This is a genomic window from Aerococcus sp. NPDC058936, from assembly GCF_042741995.1.
Classification (GTDB): domain Bacteria; phylum Bacillota; class Bacilli; order Lactobacillales; family Aerococcaceae; genus Aerococcus.
In genome coordinates this window covers 225,966-241,582 of the sequence record NZ_JBHYKZ010000002.1, presented here as the reverse complement: position 1 = coordinate 241,582, position 15,617 = coordinate 225,966, and the positions used below count along the sequence as shown (strand labels likewise).

Below are 15,617 nucleotides of genomic sequence, written 5' to 3'. Positions count from 1 at the left end.
ATCACAGAGATATAAATTAGAAAATCATTAAAATTACCGTTGACAAGTTAAAGAGTTCTCAGTATACTTTCGTTATTGAATCATTAAAAAGACGAAAGGAGTTTCACTCATTATGAAATCGTTCAAAGCAGCGAATTTTAATATTGTAGTCATTATCGTGACGTAGGACTGGAATTAACAACTGTTAATTTGAGTCCTATTCGATGTTGAGTGGGACTTGGCATCCCACATATTGTATGTGGGATGCCTTTTTTATTGCTTTCAATATTAAGGAAATGAAATTTTAAAGAAATGGGGTGCTCATGTGGAGAGAACGAAGAAGACCAGTATAGGAACGGAATTGCTCGTCAATGCCCTGCGAGATCAAGGGGCAGAGATTATTTTTGGCTATCCTGGTGGTGCAGCTTTACATATATATGATGAATTTTTCCGCCAGAATGTCAATCACGTCTTAGCCCGTCATGAACAAGGTGCTGGTCACATGGCCGATGGTTACGCCCGCGTGGCTGGGCAAGTGGGTGTAGCGGTGACAACTAGTGGACCGGGAGCGACAAATATTGTCACTGCGGTGGCGACAGCGCAGATGGATTCGGTGCCTCTAGTCGTCATTTCGGGCCAGGTTACGACATCTGGTATCGGGAAAGACGCCTTTCAGGAAACCGACGTTGTCTCTTTAATGACGCCAATCACGAAATATGCCTATCAAGTTGAAGATGCTAAAGATATTCCGCGCATCATCAAAGAAGCTTTCTACTTAGCGAATTCCGGCCGTAAAGGACCTGTCTTAGTGGATATTCCGAAAGATATCGGTGTGCAGGAAGTCGCTTTAGAAGATATTGATGATCGCTTCGACTTACCAGGCTACAACACGGATCATGAAGTAGCCTTGGAGGCGGTAGCTGCGATTAAGGAAGCTTTACTTGCAGCTGAAAAACCTTTGTTGTTAGTAGGGAACGGAGTGGTGAAATCTGAAGCCCACCAAGAACTACGCGACTTTGCTCACCGGTACAATATCCCGGTAACCCATACTCTACTAGGGATTGGCTTACTTGCTAGTGATGACCCCCTAAACTTAGGGCTAGCGGGGATGCACGGAACGTATGCAGCCAATATGGCCTTGATGGAGACAGACTGTCTCTTGAATATTGGTAGCCGTTTCGACGACCGGGTGGCTTCTAATCCTGACAATTTTGCGCCGGATGCCAAGATTATCCATGTGGATATTGATCTAGCGGAGATTGGCAAGATTATGGAACCAGATATTGCCTTACTGGCAGATGCTAAATCGGCTTTGGAGGCCCTTTTACAAGAGGGTATTGAGGGCTGGTCTGATAAGACGGACTGGTTGGCTCACCAAGCGGATAACCAAGCCTTACATCCTACTCGTGTGCCTGAGATGACAGACGCGATTCGACCACAAGCAGTACTGGATTACTTAGGGAAGGCGACGGACGGTCAGGCCTATATCGTGACCGACGTTGGCCAACACCAAATGTGGGCTGCCCAGTATTATCCTTACCAATTCCCTGGCCAAAACTTAACGTCAGGTGGACTAGGGACTATGGGATACGGGGTGCCGGCAACGATTGGCGCAGCATTTGCGGCGGATGAGAAACATCCTGTTGTAGGGATCATCGGTGACGGTGGTTTCCAAATGACCAACCAAGAATTGAATATCATCCAACATTATGGCATTCAACCGAAATTTATTATTTTAAATAATACGGTGCTTGGGATGGTTCATCAGTGGCAACATGCTTTCTATTCAGACCGTTATTCACATTCTGAATTTGGGTCGAGCTTGCCAGACTTCGTGAAGCTGTCGGAAGCTTTAGGCGTGAAGGCGGCTAAGGTAACGGACCCAGCGGATATGCAGGTGGCGGTAGATGAGATGTTGGCTTATGACGGGGCTTATGTATTAGAAGTCTTGATTGATAAGTACGAACGGGTTACCCCGATGGTGCCATCTGGTAAGGCAAATAATGAAATGGAGGGCTTGTCATGATCTTTCAATTTATCCGATTAAAAGTAGTGAATAGACCTGGTGTTTTAAACCGGGTGACACAAGTTGTCCTTAAACCGCGTTATAACATTGACACTTTAACCCTAGCAGGGACGGACGATCCGACGATATCCTATATTACGATTGGGATTAATTTCCAAGATTTGGAAGCGGCGACGCTTTTGACCAGACAATTATTGAAGCAAGTGGATGTGGTGAGTGCAACACAGTTAGACCCATCTGAGCTTGGCTAGGAAAGCTATTTTTCAAAGAATTGACACAAGAACACTCGACAGAACATATATGGAGGCAAAAAATATGGCAAAAGTATACTACGAAAAAGATATGACCAGTAATGCATTATCAGGTAAACAAATCGCTGTAGTCGGCTACGGTTCACAAGGACATGCGCATGCGCAAAACTTACGGGATAACGGCCAAAATGTCATTATCGGTATCCGTGAAGGTAGCTCTGCAAATCGTGCGCGTAACGATGGATTTGATGTTTATTCAGTTGCAGAAGCGACGAAAAAAGCGGATATCATTATGATTTTATTACCAGATGAAATTCAAAAAGATACTTATGCCAATGAAATTGCGCCGAACTTAGAGGCTGGAAATGCTTTAGCTTTCGCCCATGGTTTCAACATCCACTTCAAAAACATCCAACCAGATCCTTCAATTGATGTGTTCATGGTTGCACCTAAGGGTCCTGGACACTTGGTACGTCGTGAATTTACCAAAGGTTCAGCGGTGCCATCATTATTTGCGGTATATCAAGATGCAACAGGTAATGCGCGCGACTTAGCCATGTCTTGGGCTGATGGTATCGGGGCAACTCGTGTTGGGATCATCGAAACAGACTTCCGTGAAGAAACTGAATCTGACCTATTCGGTGAACAAACTGTATTAATGGGTGGGACCACCCATTTAATTCAAGCAGGTTTCGAAACCTTAGTTGAAGCTGGCTACCAACCAGAAATTGCTTACTTTGAAGTAATGCATGAATTGAAATTGATTGTAGACCTATTATATGAAGGTGGTATGGACCACATGCGTAAATCATGTTCAAATACTGCTGAATATGGGGACTATGTATCAGGACCACGTTTAATTACACCAGACGTGAAAGAACGTATGAAGGATGTATTAGCGGATATCCAAGACGGTTCATTCGCTAAACGTTTCACAGATGATTACGATAACGGCTTTAAAGACTTCTACGCAATGCGTGAAAAAGAGCAAGGGCACCAAATTGAAGAAGTTGGTGGTCGCTTACGCGAAATGATGCCGTTCGTTAAAGAAAATGCGGTAGACACAAACAACTAAAAGTGGAGGTAAATCAATCACAAAAAGGTCAAGATGAGAGAGGGGTACTACATGGTCAAAAGCGTCAATAAGGAGAAGGTACTGAGTGCCTACAAAAAATTACAGTCGGTCGTCAAGCAGACACCTTTACAATATGATCAATATCTATCTGAGAAGTATAAGGCCAACATTTATTTGAAACGTGAGGACTTGCAAGTTGTGCGTTCATTTAAATTAAGAGGTGCCTACTATTCAATTAGTGAACTCAGTGAAGAAGATCTAGCTAAAGGTGTTATCTGTGCCTCAGCCGGCAACCACGCCCAAGGGGTAGCCTTTGCTTGTAACGAAAAGCAAGTAATGGCGACGATTTATATGCCGAATACGACACCCGCCCAAAAAATCAATCAAGTCAGATATTTTGGTGGAGATTATGTGAATATTGTGATTGAAGGAGATACCTTCGATGAGTGTAGCCAAGCTGCGCACGAATATGGTGCTGAAAACCAGATGACCTTTATTGAACCTTATGATGATGAAAATGTCATCGCTGGCCAAGGGTCATTAGCTGTTGAAATCCACCACAGCCTAACTGCCGACGGGGAAACTGCAGACTATGTCTTAGTGCCTATCGGTGGGGGTGGGTTGATCTCTGGTGTTTCTGCCTATGTCCGTGAAGCCATGCCCGAAACTGAAATTGTTGGCGTTGAACCAGCAGGTGCAGCGTCCATGAAACTGGCCCTTGACCAAGGTCAGCCGACAGCACTTGAGAAAGTCAACAAATTCGCGGATGGGACAGCAGTTGGTAAGGTAGGGGACATCACCTTCCAATACGCGAAAGACAATATTGACCGCATTGAAACAATCGAAGAAGGTAAGATTGCGGGGACAATTATTGACTTGTACACTAAACAAGCCATTGTAGCCGAACCTTCAGGCGCCTTGACCGTATCTGCCCTAGATAATATGGCCGAAGACCTAGTTGGCAAAACAGTTGTCTGCATCATATCTGGTGGTAATAACGACATCAACCGCATGGCGGAAATTGAGGAGAAAGCTTTGATTTATTCTGGAGCAAAACAATACTTTGTAGTGAACTTCCCGCAACGACCAGGCGCCTTAAGAGAATTCTTAACGGATGTTTTAGGACCAAATGATGACATCGCCAAGTTTGAATATACCAAGAAAATTTCCCGGTCAAATGGACCAGCACTTGTTGGGATCCTAGTGGGTGATTACGAAACCCTCCCCGGTTTATTAGAACGGTTGAAGAATTTTGATGCTAATTACATTTCGGTATCTGAAAATCCGACATTATATGAATTCTTAGTCTAATGACTCACCGGGTCACAAATGATAGGGAAATCCTATAATAGCAACATTGAAAACGTTTCATAAAAAGGCTTTCATTTTTATTTGAACCATGCTATAATGTTTTTGAGGCAATCTAGACCTCTAATAGATTGCATCATCCTTTCATTTTTGTTTTTTCCTTTTTCACCCTCAAAGCGATGAGGGTGTTTTTTTATTATTAAGATGTGACAGAAGAAGATCAGACTCAGAGCATCTAACGCAGACAATGAAAAATATATACATCCAATGAACTTGCACGTTATCTAAACATAAAAATGTAAGTAATCTTCAATACTGCTCGTGTCAACTTAATTTATCGCTTTTTAAAAATATTTAGAAAACGTTTTCGAAAAAGGTTGACAACGCTTTCAATTCGAGGTAATATTGCAATTAGATAAAGAACAAGTACTCTGTATACTGGATTAGTTACGGCTCGGCCGGCAAGACCAGGCATCAAAGTTATCGCATATTAGTCTTGGGACTAATAGCTATACTTTTATGCGCTGGTCTTTTTTGTATATAAGGACTTGTTCCCGTCAATACATCGAGAGAGGGTGTGGGGAAACTTGTTTTAAAATCGTAAAGAGAATTAATAATAATGTCGTGTTTTCAAGTGATGATGACGGACGTGAAATGATTTTAATTGGAAAAGGGTTAGGCTTCCAAGCCAAGGTTGGCGATCCAATCGACGGCAACAACATTGAAAAACGTTATTATCCAGAAGGAGACGTTGATCTCGAACACATTTTGATGGTGATGACAAATGCTAGCGAAGAAGAAATTTATTGGATTTATAAAATCGTATCCTTATTTAAAGAAAAAATGGATGTAGCCTTTAATCCCAATCTCTTCCTCACACTTACCGATCATATCTTGTTTGCGATTCATCAGCAAAAACAAGATCCCAATTTGATGAACCCCATGCAATGGGAAATCAAAAGAATTTACCCTAAAGAGTATGCAATCGCTGAAGAAGCGGTGGACTTGGTCCGAAAAAAATTGTCACCGACTTTTCCGCAAACAGAGGTTGCCTCAATCACCCTGCATTTCGTAAATGCTCAACTGGACCGAACGGCCAACCAATCTGCTTACGAACAGATGGCATTGACCAACGATATTATTCGCATCGTTCAGTTCGCAACGAATATCGACATCGATGAAAATTCTGTATATTTTCAGCGATTTGTTACCCACATTCGTTACTACTTAATACGCCAGGGGCAAGAGCAAGATAATGACGACCACTCGGTGAAAAATGACCGAATGGTTGAATTGGCCTTCATTTCCTATCCCAAGGAGAAAGAAGCAGCCGATAAAATTAAGGAATACCTATTAGAAACTAAGGGCTGGCAAGTCAATGACATGGAATTATTATATTTAATCCTACATATTGGCAATCTTGTGAGCCATTCAGCTAATAAAGAAAAATAAAATAATATCTAGTTACGGAAAAATACTGGATTCGTTACGGTTCGGCCGGCAAGACCTGCATTTTCTATTTTATTAGTAGCTTAGGATAGGCGTGTGTGTACCTCCCTACACATACGCCCATCCTAAGGTATTTCAGGAATAGATTTGTGGGTCTTTTTTATATCGTTAGTCAGTCAGATTTATAAAAGAAGAGGAGTAGAGAAAATGGCGAAATACACGCAATTAGCAGAAGATATTGTCGACAAAGTCGGAGGCAAGGAAAATGTTAAGGAAGTTAGACATTGTGTGACGCGTTTACGTTTCTATTTAAAAGATGAAAGTAAGGCAGACACAGAATATTTGAAGAAACGCGATGGTGTGGTAACAGTGATGAAAGCTGGTGGTCAGTATCAGGTAGTCATTGGTAACCACGTACCAGAAGTATATGAAGAAGTCTTGAAGGTGGGAAACTTTGCTGATGGTGGTGAAGTAGACGCTGATGAAGATGGTGAAAAAGGTAACTTATTCGATCAATTTATCGATATCGTTTCTGGTTTATTCCAACCATTCCTAGGCGCTTTAGCAGCTGCTGGTATCTTAAAAGGGGTAACAGCCTTATTAGCAGCTACTGGTGTGGATCAAACATCCGGCATCTATCTTTTGATGAATACCATTGGGGACGGCTTGTTCCAATATCTACCAATGGTATTAGCGGTTTCTGCTTCTAAGAAATTCAAGATGAATACCTATACAGCAGTAGCCATTGCCGGTGCATTAGTTTATCCAGGTTTAGCTGAATCCTTAACTGAAGCAACCAATATCTTTGGGTTAAACTTCACCTTACCAGCAGGTGGCTACTACAATACTGTATTACCTATCTTATTAGCGATCTACGTGGCTTCTAAGATTGAGAAATTCATGAAGAAAGTCACACCCGATGTACTGAAATTATTCGCAGTACCAATGGTTACCTTATTAGTAACTATTCCATTAACTTTCCTATTAGTAGGACCTATTGCCAACACAGCTTCAGCATGGATCGGTATTGCTTTCCAAGCAGTTTATGACTTTAGCCCAATTATCTACGGTTTCGTTTTAGGGGCAGCGTGGCAAGTAATGGTCATGTTCGGTTTACACTGGGGGCTTGTACCAATTGCCATTTTGGATATGGCGCAAAACGGCTCATCTGTTATCTTAACAGCTGCAGTATTACCATGTTTCACTCAAGTTGGTGTCTTAGCAGCTATCTACTTAAAAACGAAAGAAGACAAAGTTAAAAAAGGTGTATTACCTACATTAATCTCAGCAATCTTTGGGGTTACTGAACCAGCAATCTATGGTTACACATTGCCAATGCGTACACCATTTATCATTTCATGTATTGTTTCAGGTATTGTCGGCGTTTACTTATCAATCTTCAACGTTACTGGTTACGCAATGGGCGGTATGGGTATTTTCTTATATCCAGCGTACATTGACCCAGCAACAGGTTCATTCCACTCAGTAATCCACTTAGCAATTGGTACAGTTTTAGCAATTGTCATTGCCTTTGCAGTACAAATGTTTGTTAGAGTACCTACTTTATACGGAGATGACGACACTACTAACGCAACTGAAGTAACAGCGACTGATGACCAACCGGTTTTAGTATCTGCAAGTGTATCTGACGCAAAAGACCAAATCTTAAACAGCCCATTACAAGGGAACATCGTGCCTTTAAGTTCGTTAGATGACCAAGTATTTGCTACTGGAGCAATGGGTCAAGGGATTGCCATTGAACCAAGTGAAGGCTTAGTTACAGCGCCGGCAGACGGATTAGTACAAATCCTTTTCCCAACGAAACATGCAATTGGATTTATCACAGATGATGGGGTGGAAATTTTAATTCACATTGGTATGGATACAGTTGAATTAGAAGGAAAATTCTATGAAGCACATGTTACCCAAGGTGACCATGTGAAGGCGGGTGATCCGTTAGTATCCTTTGATATTGAAGCAATTAAGGCTGCTGGCTACCAAGTGACTACACCGGTTATTATCACTAACACACCGGCTTACACCAACGTGGCGACAACTCAAGCAGGCGCTGTAGGTTTTACTGACGAATTAATTGAAGTATTTGCATAAACATAGATAACTAAAGGTTTAAAGAAAGAGGGATTACATGACAAACAAGGCATTTCCACAAGGATTTTTATGGGGCGGGGCAACTGCAGCCAATCAATTTGAGGGTGCGTGGAACGAAGGCGGACGTGGGCCAGCGACCTCTGACACGGCGGTAGCGGTAGCGCCTGAGGACCGGAAAAATATGTCGGATTTCGCTGCACCCATGAACCGTGAGCGTGTAGAATTCGCCTTACAAGACCAAGAAGGTTTATACCCTAAACGTTGGGGAACTGACTTCTACCACCGCTATAAGGAAGATATTGCCTTGTATGCTGAAATGGGCTTTAAAACTTTCCGTTTATCTATTGCATGGTCTCGTATCTTCCCGAATGGTGATGACAAAGAACCAAATGAAGAAGGTTTAGCATTCTACGATGCAGTCTTTGATGAATGTTTAAAATATGGCATTGAGCCATTAGTGACTTTATCTCACTATGAAACACCAATCGGCATTGCCTTAAATTATGGTGGATGGAAGAACCGTGAAGTGATTGACTTGTTCGTCAAATACGGCCAAACAGTCTTAGAACGTTACCAAAATAAAGTAAAATACTGGTTAACTTTCAACGAAATTAACATTATGGGGATTTCAGGTTATGTAGGTGGTGCCTTATTATTTGAAGATGGTAAACAAAACTTATCAGACATGTACCAAGCAGCTCACCATCAATTTGTGGCGTCATCATTAGTGACTAAATACGCCCATGAATTGAAGGCAGATTTAAAAGTGGGGATGATGTTAGCGCGTATGGAAGCTTATCCAGCAACGCCAAACCCATTAGACGTGATGGAATCGATTCATAAGGACCACGAAAACTTGTTCTTCTCAGATGTTCAAGTACGCGGTAAATATCCAGCCTATACCAAACGATTCTTCAAAGAAAACAACATTCACGTGGAAATAGCAGATGGAGACGAAGCTATCTTAGCAGCTCATCCAGTTGATTTCATGTCATTCTCTTACTACATGTCATCAATCGCTCGTCACAATCCGGATCAAGGCGCAGGTTCAACTGCCGGTAACTTCTCTATTTCAGAAGAAAACCCTTATCTAGAAGCATCTGACTGGGGTTGGCAAATTGACCCAGTTGGGCTACGCATTACCTTAAACAAATTATACGACCGCTACCAAGTGCCACTATTTATCGTGGAAAATGGTTTAGGTGCCTTCGATAAAGTCGAGTCTGATGGTTCAATCCATGACGACTACCGGATCAACTACCTGAAGTCACACATCCAACAAATGCATGAAGCCATTGAAGATGGCGTAGACTTAATGGGTTACACACCTTGGGGTTGTACAGACCTAGTATCCGCATCAACATCAGAAATGTCTAAACGTTACGGTTTCGTCTATGTAGATGCAGACGACCAAGGAAACGGTACCTTTGACCGCTCACGTAAAGATTCATTCTTCTGGTACCGTGACGTCATTCAATCAAATGGTGCTAATATTTTAGATTAATCAGCGTTGAATTACTGACCCTCAAAATTGGATTAAAGAATCTGATTTTGAGGGTTTTCTAAATTGTTTAGATAAGGAATGGGTAAAAATATCTTTGGCGGGGGGATAATAATGAAAAATTTAAATAAAATGAAATGGATAGTTTTGGGTACAACACTTCTAACATTAGCTGGATGTAATCAACAAAGTAGTACAGTATCAAATGCGACAGATGTAGCAAATGAAAATATCTCTAGTTCTGAAGCAATCGGATCCGATTTACTTATTCGTGAAACACAGTTTGGTAGTGTTAAAGGCTATGAAGAGGGTGAGGCGCTTATTTGGCAAGGAATTCCTTATGGTGGAGACACTTCAGGAGAAAATCGATGGAAAGCACCAACTGATCCTCAATCTTGGTCTGGAACGCTTGATGCCACTCAAGGGGGTGATGTGGCTTTACAAGCAGGAGCAGATGGCGTTATTGGGTCAGAGGATGCACTGAATTTGGATATTTACCGGTCAAATAATGAAACGGAGGATCTACCAGTTCTCGTCTATATTCATGGCGGAAATAATCAGACAGGACAGGCTCAGGAAATTTCAGGGAAATCTTTCGTAAGTTCACATGATGCCATTGTTGTTTCAGTAAATTATCGTCTAGGTCCGCTTGGCTTTAATCCTCTACCGGCGTTAAAAACTGAGAGTGATGAAGAGAATTCTGGTAATTATGCAATGCTAGACTTAGCAAAATCATTAGATTGGATTCGGACTAATATTGGTCATTTTGGTGGCGATAGTCATAACATCACTGTATCTGGATTTTCTGCAGGTGGAAGAGATGTGATGGCCATGCTAATTTCACCTCTTTTTGCAGGGAAGTTTGATAAGGCGATTTCGTTTAGTGGTGGTATGACAGTCGCAGATGAGGAAGAGAGCCAGGAGGTATTTGCTGAAAGTATTGCACCATTAGTAGTAGAAGATGGTGTAAAAAATGATGAAGATGAAGCGAAAAAATGGTTACTGACTTCAGATAAAGAAGTTAAAGATTACCTATATAATCTTGATGGCAGTCGGTTAGTTGGGTTAATGCGCAATGCAGGTATTCGTATGGAGGTCTTCCCCCATTTATATAATGATGGCACTGTCATTCCGTTAGAGGGATTTGATAGTGAAACATATAACTCAGTGCCGTTAATCATGTTAACTGGAGAGAAAGAGTTTTCTCTATTTAGTCGTTTTGATCCTTATTTTGCTGAGGCTGTTAGTGATGGCTCTATTGATACGGATAAGGATATATCTGGTCAATATGACTTTGTTAATCAATATGGTGGGCAATTATATAGTTTGTTCAACCTAGAGGATTCTGCTATAAAAATGGCGAATAATTACGATGCGCCTATTTATGGCATGGAAATACTTTTTGGTGAGAATCCTGATTATATCAGTGAAGAAATGGCAAAAATTGGTTCTTTTCATGGCGTATTTTTACCGTTGTTAGATACTGATAGTGAATCGTATGCTGAACTTGTAACGGATTCATACGAATCACAGGGTGCTAAGGAACTTAGTGTCATGTTCCAGAATTATGTATATGAATTTATCAGTAGTGGTGATCCTAATGGCGAAAGCCTTCCTGAGTGGACAGCGTGGCAGAAAGATGCAGAAGAAAATATATTGTTCCTAGATGCTGATGATTCAGTTGCAACAGCAAAAATGGGTAAGAAAGAATTTGATTACGCATCAGTTTTAACCGCAATTGAAAATGATAGTTCGATTACAGAAGAACAAAAGACTGATTTATTATCTGAAGTGATGAATGGACGTTGGTTCAGTTATGAATTAGATAAAAAATATCATCATCTATCAGAATATGATCAATAGTAGTCCTAACTAGTCTAGTGTTGGAGGACTTTTTAGAAATGTCCTTCAGCACTCGTTTTGACTATCACTCCTATTTACTATGGTATTACAAAAAAATACAGGACAGACACCTATTTACTAAGCGTCTCGTCCTGTATTTGTGATGTATTATTCTATTTATCAGCGTCAGTTGAATTTTCACTCTTTGTTTCTTGTTCAGCTTCTTGTCTTTTCTTGGCGTCACGAACGGCTTGTGGGGTCACGTCAGTTCCTTCAGGGTCAATCACCTTAGTGTTTAAGATGATGTCATTGAAGGCAGAACGGAATTGTTTCAAGTAAACTTGGCGCAACTCTTTTTGTTCCACTAGTTCTTCTTCAGTAATCGTGCTAGCTTTTTTCTTAGCAGCTAGCTCGTTAATGCGTTTTAGTAATTGATCAGAATCCATTGATTATCATTCCTTTTTTGTATTAGCCAACAGCGGTAGCGTACCATCCTTTCGCTGCTTGTAACTCAGGCATAGATAAGGAATGGCCATAGTTTTCCCAATGAAGGGTAACAGGGCTACCAGCTGATTCTAGGCTGGTTTTAAGTTCTTCACTTTCGCTTGGTGCACAGATTGGGTCGTTGGTGCCAGCACCAATAAAGACAGGTGTGTGGGTCAAGTTTGGCATCGTTTCATCTCTAAATGGTACCATAGGGTGGAGTAAAATCGCGCCCTTAAAAGGATTGTCATACAGGTATAAAACACCGCCAGCAATATTCGCGCCATTTGAGTAACCAATTGGCACCACTTTAGCTGGATCGAACCCTTTTTCTGCGGCCAAGGCTCCTATGAAATTATACAGGTCTTTGGCATGGTATTTCAAGTTTTCGATGTCTAAGTTGCCTTCACCGTGGCGTTTGAAGAAACGATTCATGGCACCTTCAGGCTCGTTACCGCGTAATGATAGGATGTTGGCCTTGGGATCGATAAATTGGGCAATGTCTAGTAGGTCGCGCTCAGTTCCGCCTGTACCGTGTAGAAGTAGTAGGGTGTTGGCTTCAGCTGGGTTTTCTCCTGGTTGATAAATATGTTCGTACCTCATGTATGAACTCCTTTTTAGAAATCTAGGGGTGTCAATTTGGCTTTAATTTGGTCGATAATCGCTTCATGTTTGGCTGGGTAGAATAATTGGCTACCCAGTTCTTCAACCGTTTCGTTCCAAGTAAAACCAGGGCCAGCAGTCGCTAATTCAATTAAAATTCCACCGCGCTCGCGGAAGTATAAGGATTTGAAATAGTCACGGTTCTTGATATTGCTAGTGTGGTAACCACGTTGTTGGGCTACTTCTAGCCAATAGGTTAAGGCCTCTTCGTCCGCCACTTCAAAGGCGATGTGGTGAACTGTACCGATAGCCATTTTACCAAAAGAATCAGCAGTTTTTCGGATATCTAGCCATTCCTTACGTTCTCCAGGTGCTTGAAGACGGATATATTGGTCGTCCTCGCCCAGCTTGTGCCAACCGAAAACTTGGGCGAACAATTCAACCGTGTGATCAGGCCGATGGCTATATAAAACCGCACCAGCAAAGCCTTGAATAGCTGTCTCAGGCGTAATGTCGTCGACTGCGTAAGTATTGGCCTTGCCCCAGTTTTTTTCAACCAGCTCAATATTCAAATGATGGAAATCTTTGACGAGAATTGTCTCATTGTCAAAACGGCTACCGCGGGCAAATTGAATGCCTTTGGCTTCCAAGCGGTTGGCCCAGAAATCTAAACTGCCAGCTGGAATCGCAAAAGAAGTGGTCGCCACTTGACCGTCACCCAATTGACCAAGGCGGTTATTTTCCCAAGGGAAGAAGGTAATGATGGTCCCGGCGTCAGCTTCATTGTTACCGAAATATAGGTGGTAAGTGAAAGGGTCGTCGTAATTTAGGGTTTTCTTGACTAAACGAAGACCCAGGATGTCACGGTAAAATGTCAACACTTGGTTAGGGGCCCCAACAATAGCAGTGATATGGTGCAATTTTTCAATGATTTCAGTCACGGGAAAACCTCCTTAAAAATAGGGTTTTTGGTTAGGAACTTAAAAATTAATCATCATTTTTAAATATTTATTTCTAATTCGAATTAACTTATAAATCGAGTATATCATCATTTCGAATTCGAATCAAGTGATGGAAATGTCTTTTATATGATAACTTCAAGAATACAGGCAAATAATAAGTTTGTATTGCCCATCAATAAGTCTTTTTCTTTGAGTTTTATAAGCGTTTATTCAAACAGAAGAAAACTTCTTAAGTGATATACTTTATTGTATATATTAGTTTCTTGTGAAGATTATGTAAAGTTGCAATATGTAATAAAATTATCAAATTTATTTGGTAAAATAGCCGTGTAACATTGTGCAGAAGGTAAATTTCGTAAACACAGGAGGAATAGCATGAGCAACTCGTACGAAAACTCGGCGACGATGGATGCAACTGACAAGCGCCCATTTGGCTTTCGTGACATTATTGGTTACTTCTTTGGAGACTTTGGCTGTAATCTAAGTTATTCTGTTGTAACTTACTACCTTACAATTTTCTATGTATCTTACATTGGAATTGATGCAACACACTTTGCTGCTTTAATGATTCTGACACGTGTATTTGATGCTGTGAATGATCCATTAGTTGGCTATTTCTCTGACCGGATTAAACCTTTTAAAGGTAACCGGTATAAACCGTTCATTTTAGTTGGGGGTCCATTACTAGCAATCATTTCAGCCTTTATGTACTTTGATACCTCATCAATGGGCTATGGGGTGCAGTTAGCTGTATGTGCCATTTCTTATGTGGCTTGGGACTTTGCTTATACTTTAGTAAACATCCCTTACGGTACTTTAAACTCAGTAGTAACTGACGCATCTGAAGGTCGTACAAAACTTTCTACAGCGCGTTCAATTGGTGCTGGGGTTGCCAAATTACCAGTAGCGATTATTCCGTTAATCGTATATCAAGATAAAGTAGTTGATGGGCAAGTTGTATCACAATTCCAAGGACAATTAATGTTCCCAGTAATGTTAGGGTTAGGGGTTGTCGCTTTAATCTCATTTTTCTTGTTATATTCAAATGTAGAAGAACGTGTACAGCCAGATATGGAACAAGTCAAAAACCAACCGTCAATCTTCAAAACTTTCAAAACATTATTCTCAAACCGTGCCTTAATCGCCCAAATTATTGCCGGTACAGCACAAACAATTTTCATCTACTCAGCGTCACAATTACACCAAATGACATTACAAGTTAAATACAACGATGGATCATTATTCTCGTGGTTCACCCTTATTGAAATTGCACCTTTAGCGATTGGGGTGTTATTGGTTACACCACTGGTACGTAAATTTGGCAAACGCCAAGTCATCATTGTACCTTTAATTGGTAGCTTGATAATCTATGGAACAATGTTATTATTCCCAGTGGAAAATGTTTACGTTTGGATTGGTTTGATGGCAGTCGCGAATATGTTTACATTCGGTTTCCAATTACTATCATGGGCAATGATTTCAGATGCAATTGACTACAACGAATGGAAACAAGGCTTCCGTTCAGACGGATCGCTATATTCTTCATATATCTTTTGTCGTAAAATCGGTACAGCATTCTCATCTGCAGCCGTACCGTTATTAATTGTATTCGCAGCCCCTTCATTAGAGTTGAATAATGCAGCAACTTGGACCGCATCAAATGTGAGTGCAATCTACAACATGTCAATCCTATTCCCATTATTTGGATTTGGTTTGGTGTTTATTGCATACTTATTAGTGTTTAATATCTCAAAAGAAGACTACCACGAAATGCAAAAAGACCTAGGTCATACAATTGACAATGGTTAATCTTTAAATTCAAATAAAAATGAAAACAATTGACGGTCAAATAGGGTAAAAACTATAAGAACGTCAATTGTTTTTACATTTAAAAGGTAGAATTTGATATACTATAGGAAAAACAGGGTGCGAGAGAGACCGCTTAGCTCAATAACATTGGAGTAAATAGGCTGAGTGATGGCACATCACGCAGACTATTTGCGAAATGGACTTGAGCTGGTCGAGCGAA

General features: G+C 41.0%; 12 protein-coding genes. 9 read left to right on the top strand and 3 right to left on the bottom strand.

Going from position 1 to position 15,617, the window contains the following annotated elements:
* Positions 1 to 304 precede the first annotated feature (304 nt).
* From ilvB to ACFW0C_RS02475, 8 genes are all read left to right on the top strand, one after another.
* A complete protein-coding gene (ilvB, locus tag ACFW0C_RS02510; RefSeq protein ID WP_378105091.1) occupies positions 305 to 2,005 on the top strand; it encodes a biosynthetic-type acetolactate synthase large subunit in 1,701 nt (566 codons plus the stop codon).
* Positions 2,002 to 2,256 (top strand): ACT domain-containing protein, encoded by a 255-nt coding sequence (locus tag ACFW0C_RS02505; RefSeq protein WP_378105089.1) that lies wholly within the window; start codon positions 2,002 to 2,004, stop codon positions 2,254 to 2,256. Before ilvB ends, ACFW0C_RS02505 begins: the two co-directional genes overlap by 4 nt.
* A 64-nt stretch (positions 2,257 to 2,320) precedes the next feature.
* Entirely contained in the window at positions 2,321 to 3,331 is a 1,011-nt protein-coding gene (gene ilvC, locus ACFW0C_RS02500) for a ketol-acid reductoisomerase (RefSeq protein ID WP_378105086.1), read from the top strand.
* A 51-nt stretch (positions 3,332 to 3,382) separates the two neighbouring features.
* Positions 3,383 to 4,642, top strand: a complete 1,260-nt coding sequence (gene ilvA / locus ACFW0C_RS02495) for a threonine ammonia-lyase IlvA (protein WP_378105085.1) — start codon at positions 3,383 to 3,385, stop codon at positions 4,640 to 4,642.
* A 516-nt stretch (positions 4,643 to 5,158) separates the two neighbouring features.
* Complete coding sequence (locus tag ACFW0C_RS02490) at positions 5,159 to 6,091, top strand: PRD domain-containing protein (protein WP_378105084.1); 933 nt, start codon at positions 5,159 to 5,161, stop codon at positions 6,089 to 6,091.
* Positions 6,092 to 6,295: 204 nt separating this feature from the next.
* The gene (locus ACFW0C_RS02485; protein ID WP_378105081.1) at positions 6,296 to 8,197 is read left to right on the top strand and encodes a beta-glucoside-specific PTS transporter subunit IIABC; all 1,902 of its coding nucleotides are present in this window, start codon (positions 6,296 to 6,298) and stop codon (positions 8,195 to 8,197) included.
* Positions 8,198 to 8,234: 37 nt separating this feature from the next.
* Entirely contained in the window at positions 8,235 to 9,701 is a 1,467-nt protein-coding gene (locus tag ACFW0C_RS02480; protein ID WP_378105078.1) for a glycoside hydrolase family 1 protein, read from the top strand.
* Positions 9,702 to 9,812: 111 nt separating this feature from the next.
* Complete coding sequence (locus tag ACFW0C_RS02475) at positions 9,813 to 11,561, top strand: carboxylesterase family protein (protein WP_378105075.1); 1,749 nt, start codon at positions 9,813 to 9,815, stop codon at positions 11,559 to 11,561.
* A gap of 152 nt (positions 11,562 to 11,713) precedes the next feature.
* Here ACFW0C_RS02475 and ACFW0C_RS02470 read toward each other — a convergent pair whose 3' ends face one another.
* From ACFW0C_RS02470 to ACFW0C_RS02460, 3 genes are read right to left on the bottom strand one after another with little or no spacing between them, the layout of a single operon-like run.
* Positions 11,714 to 11,986, bottom strand: a complete 273-nt coding sequence (locus ACFW0C_RS02470) for a DUF896 domain-containing protein (protein WP_378105073.1) — start codon at positions 11,984 to 11,986, stop codon at positions 11,714 to 11,716.
* 22 nt (positions 11,987 to 12,008) lie between these two features.
* Complete coding sequence (locus ACFW0C_RS02465; RefSeq protein ID WP_378105071.1) at positions 12,009 to 12,626, bottom strand: alpha/beta hydrolase; 618 nt, start codon at positions 12,624 to 12,626, stop codon at positions 12,009 to 12,011.
* A 14-nt stretch (positions 12,627 to 12,640) separates the two neighbouring features.
* On the bottom strand, positions 12,641 to 13,567 hold the full coding sequence (locus ACFW0C_RS02460) for a VOC family protein (RefSeq protein ID WP_378105070.1): 927 nt from the start codon (positions 13,565 to 13,567) through the stop codon (positions 12,641 to 12,643).
* 396 nt (positions 13,568 to 13,963) lie between these two features.
* Between ACFW0C_RS02460 and ACFW0C_RS02455 the strand changes: the two genes are divergently transcribed.
* A complete protein-coding gene (locus ACFW0C_RS02455) occupies positions 13,964 to 15,397 on the top strand; it encodes an MFS transporter (RefSeq protein WP_378105067.1) in 1,434 nt (477 codons plus the stop codon).
* Positions 15,398 to 15,617 lie beyond the last annotated feature (220 nt).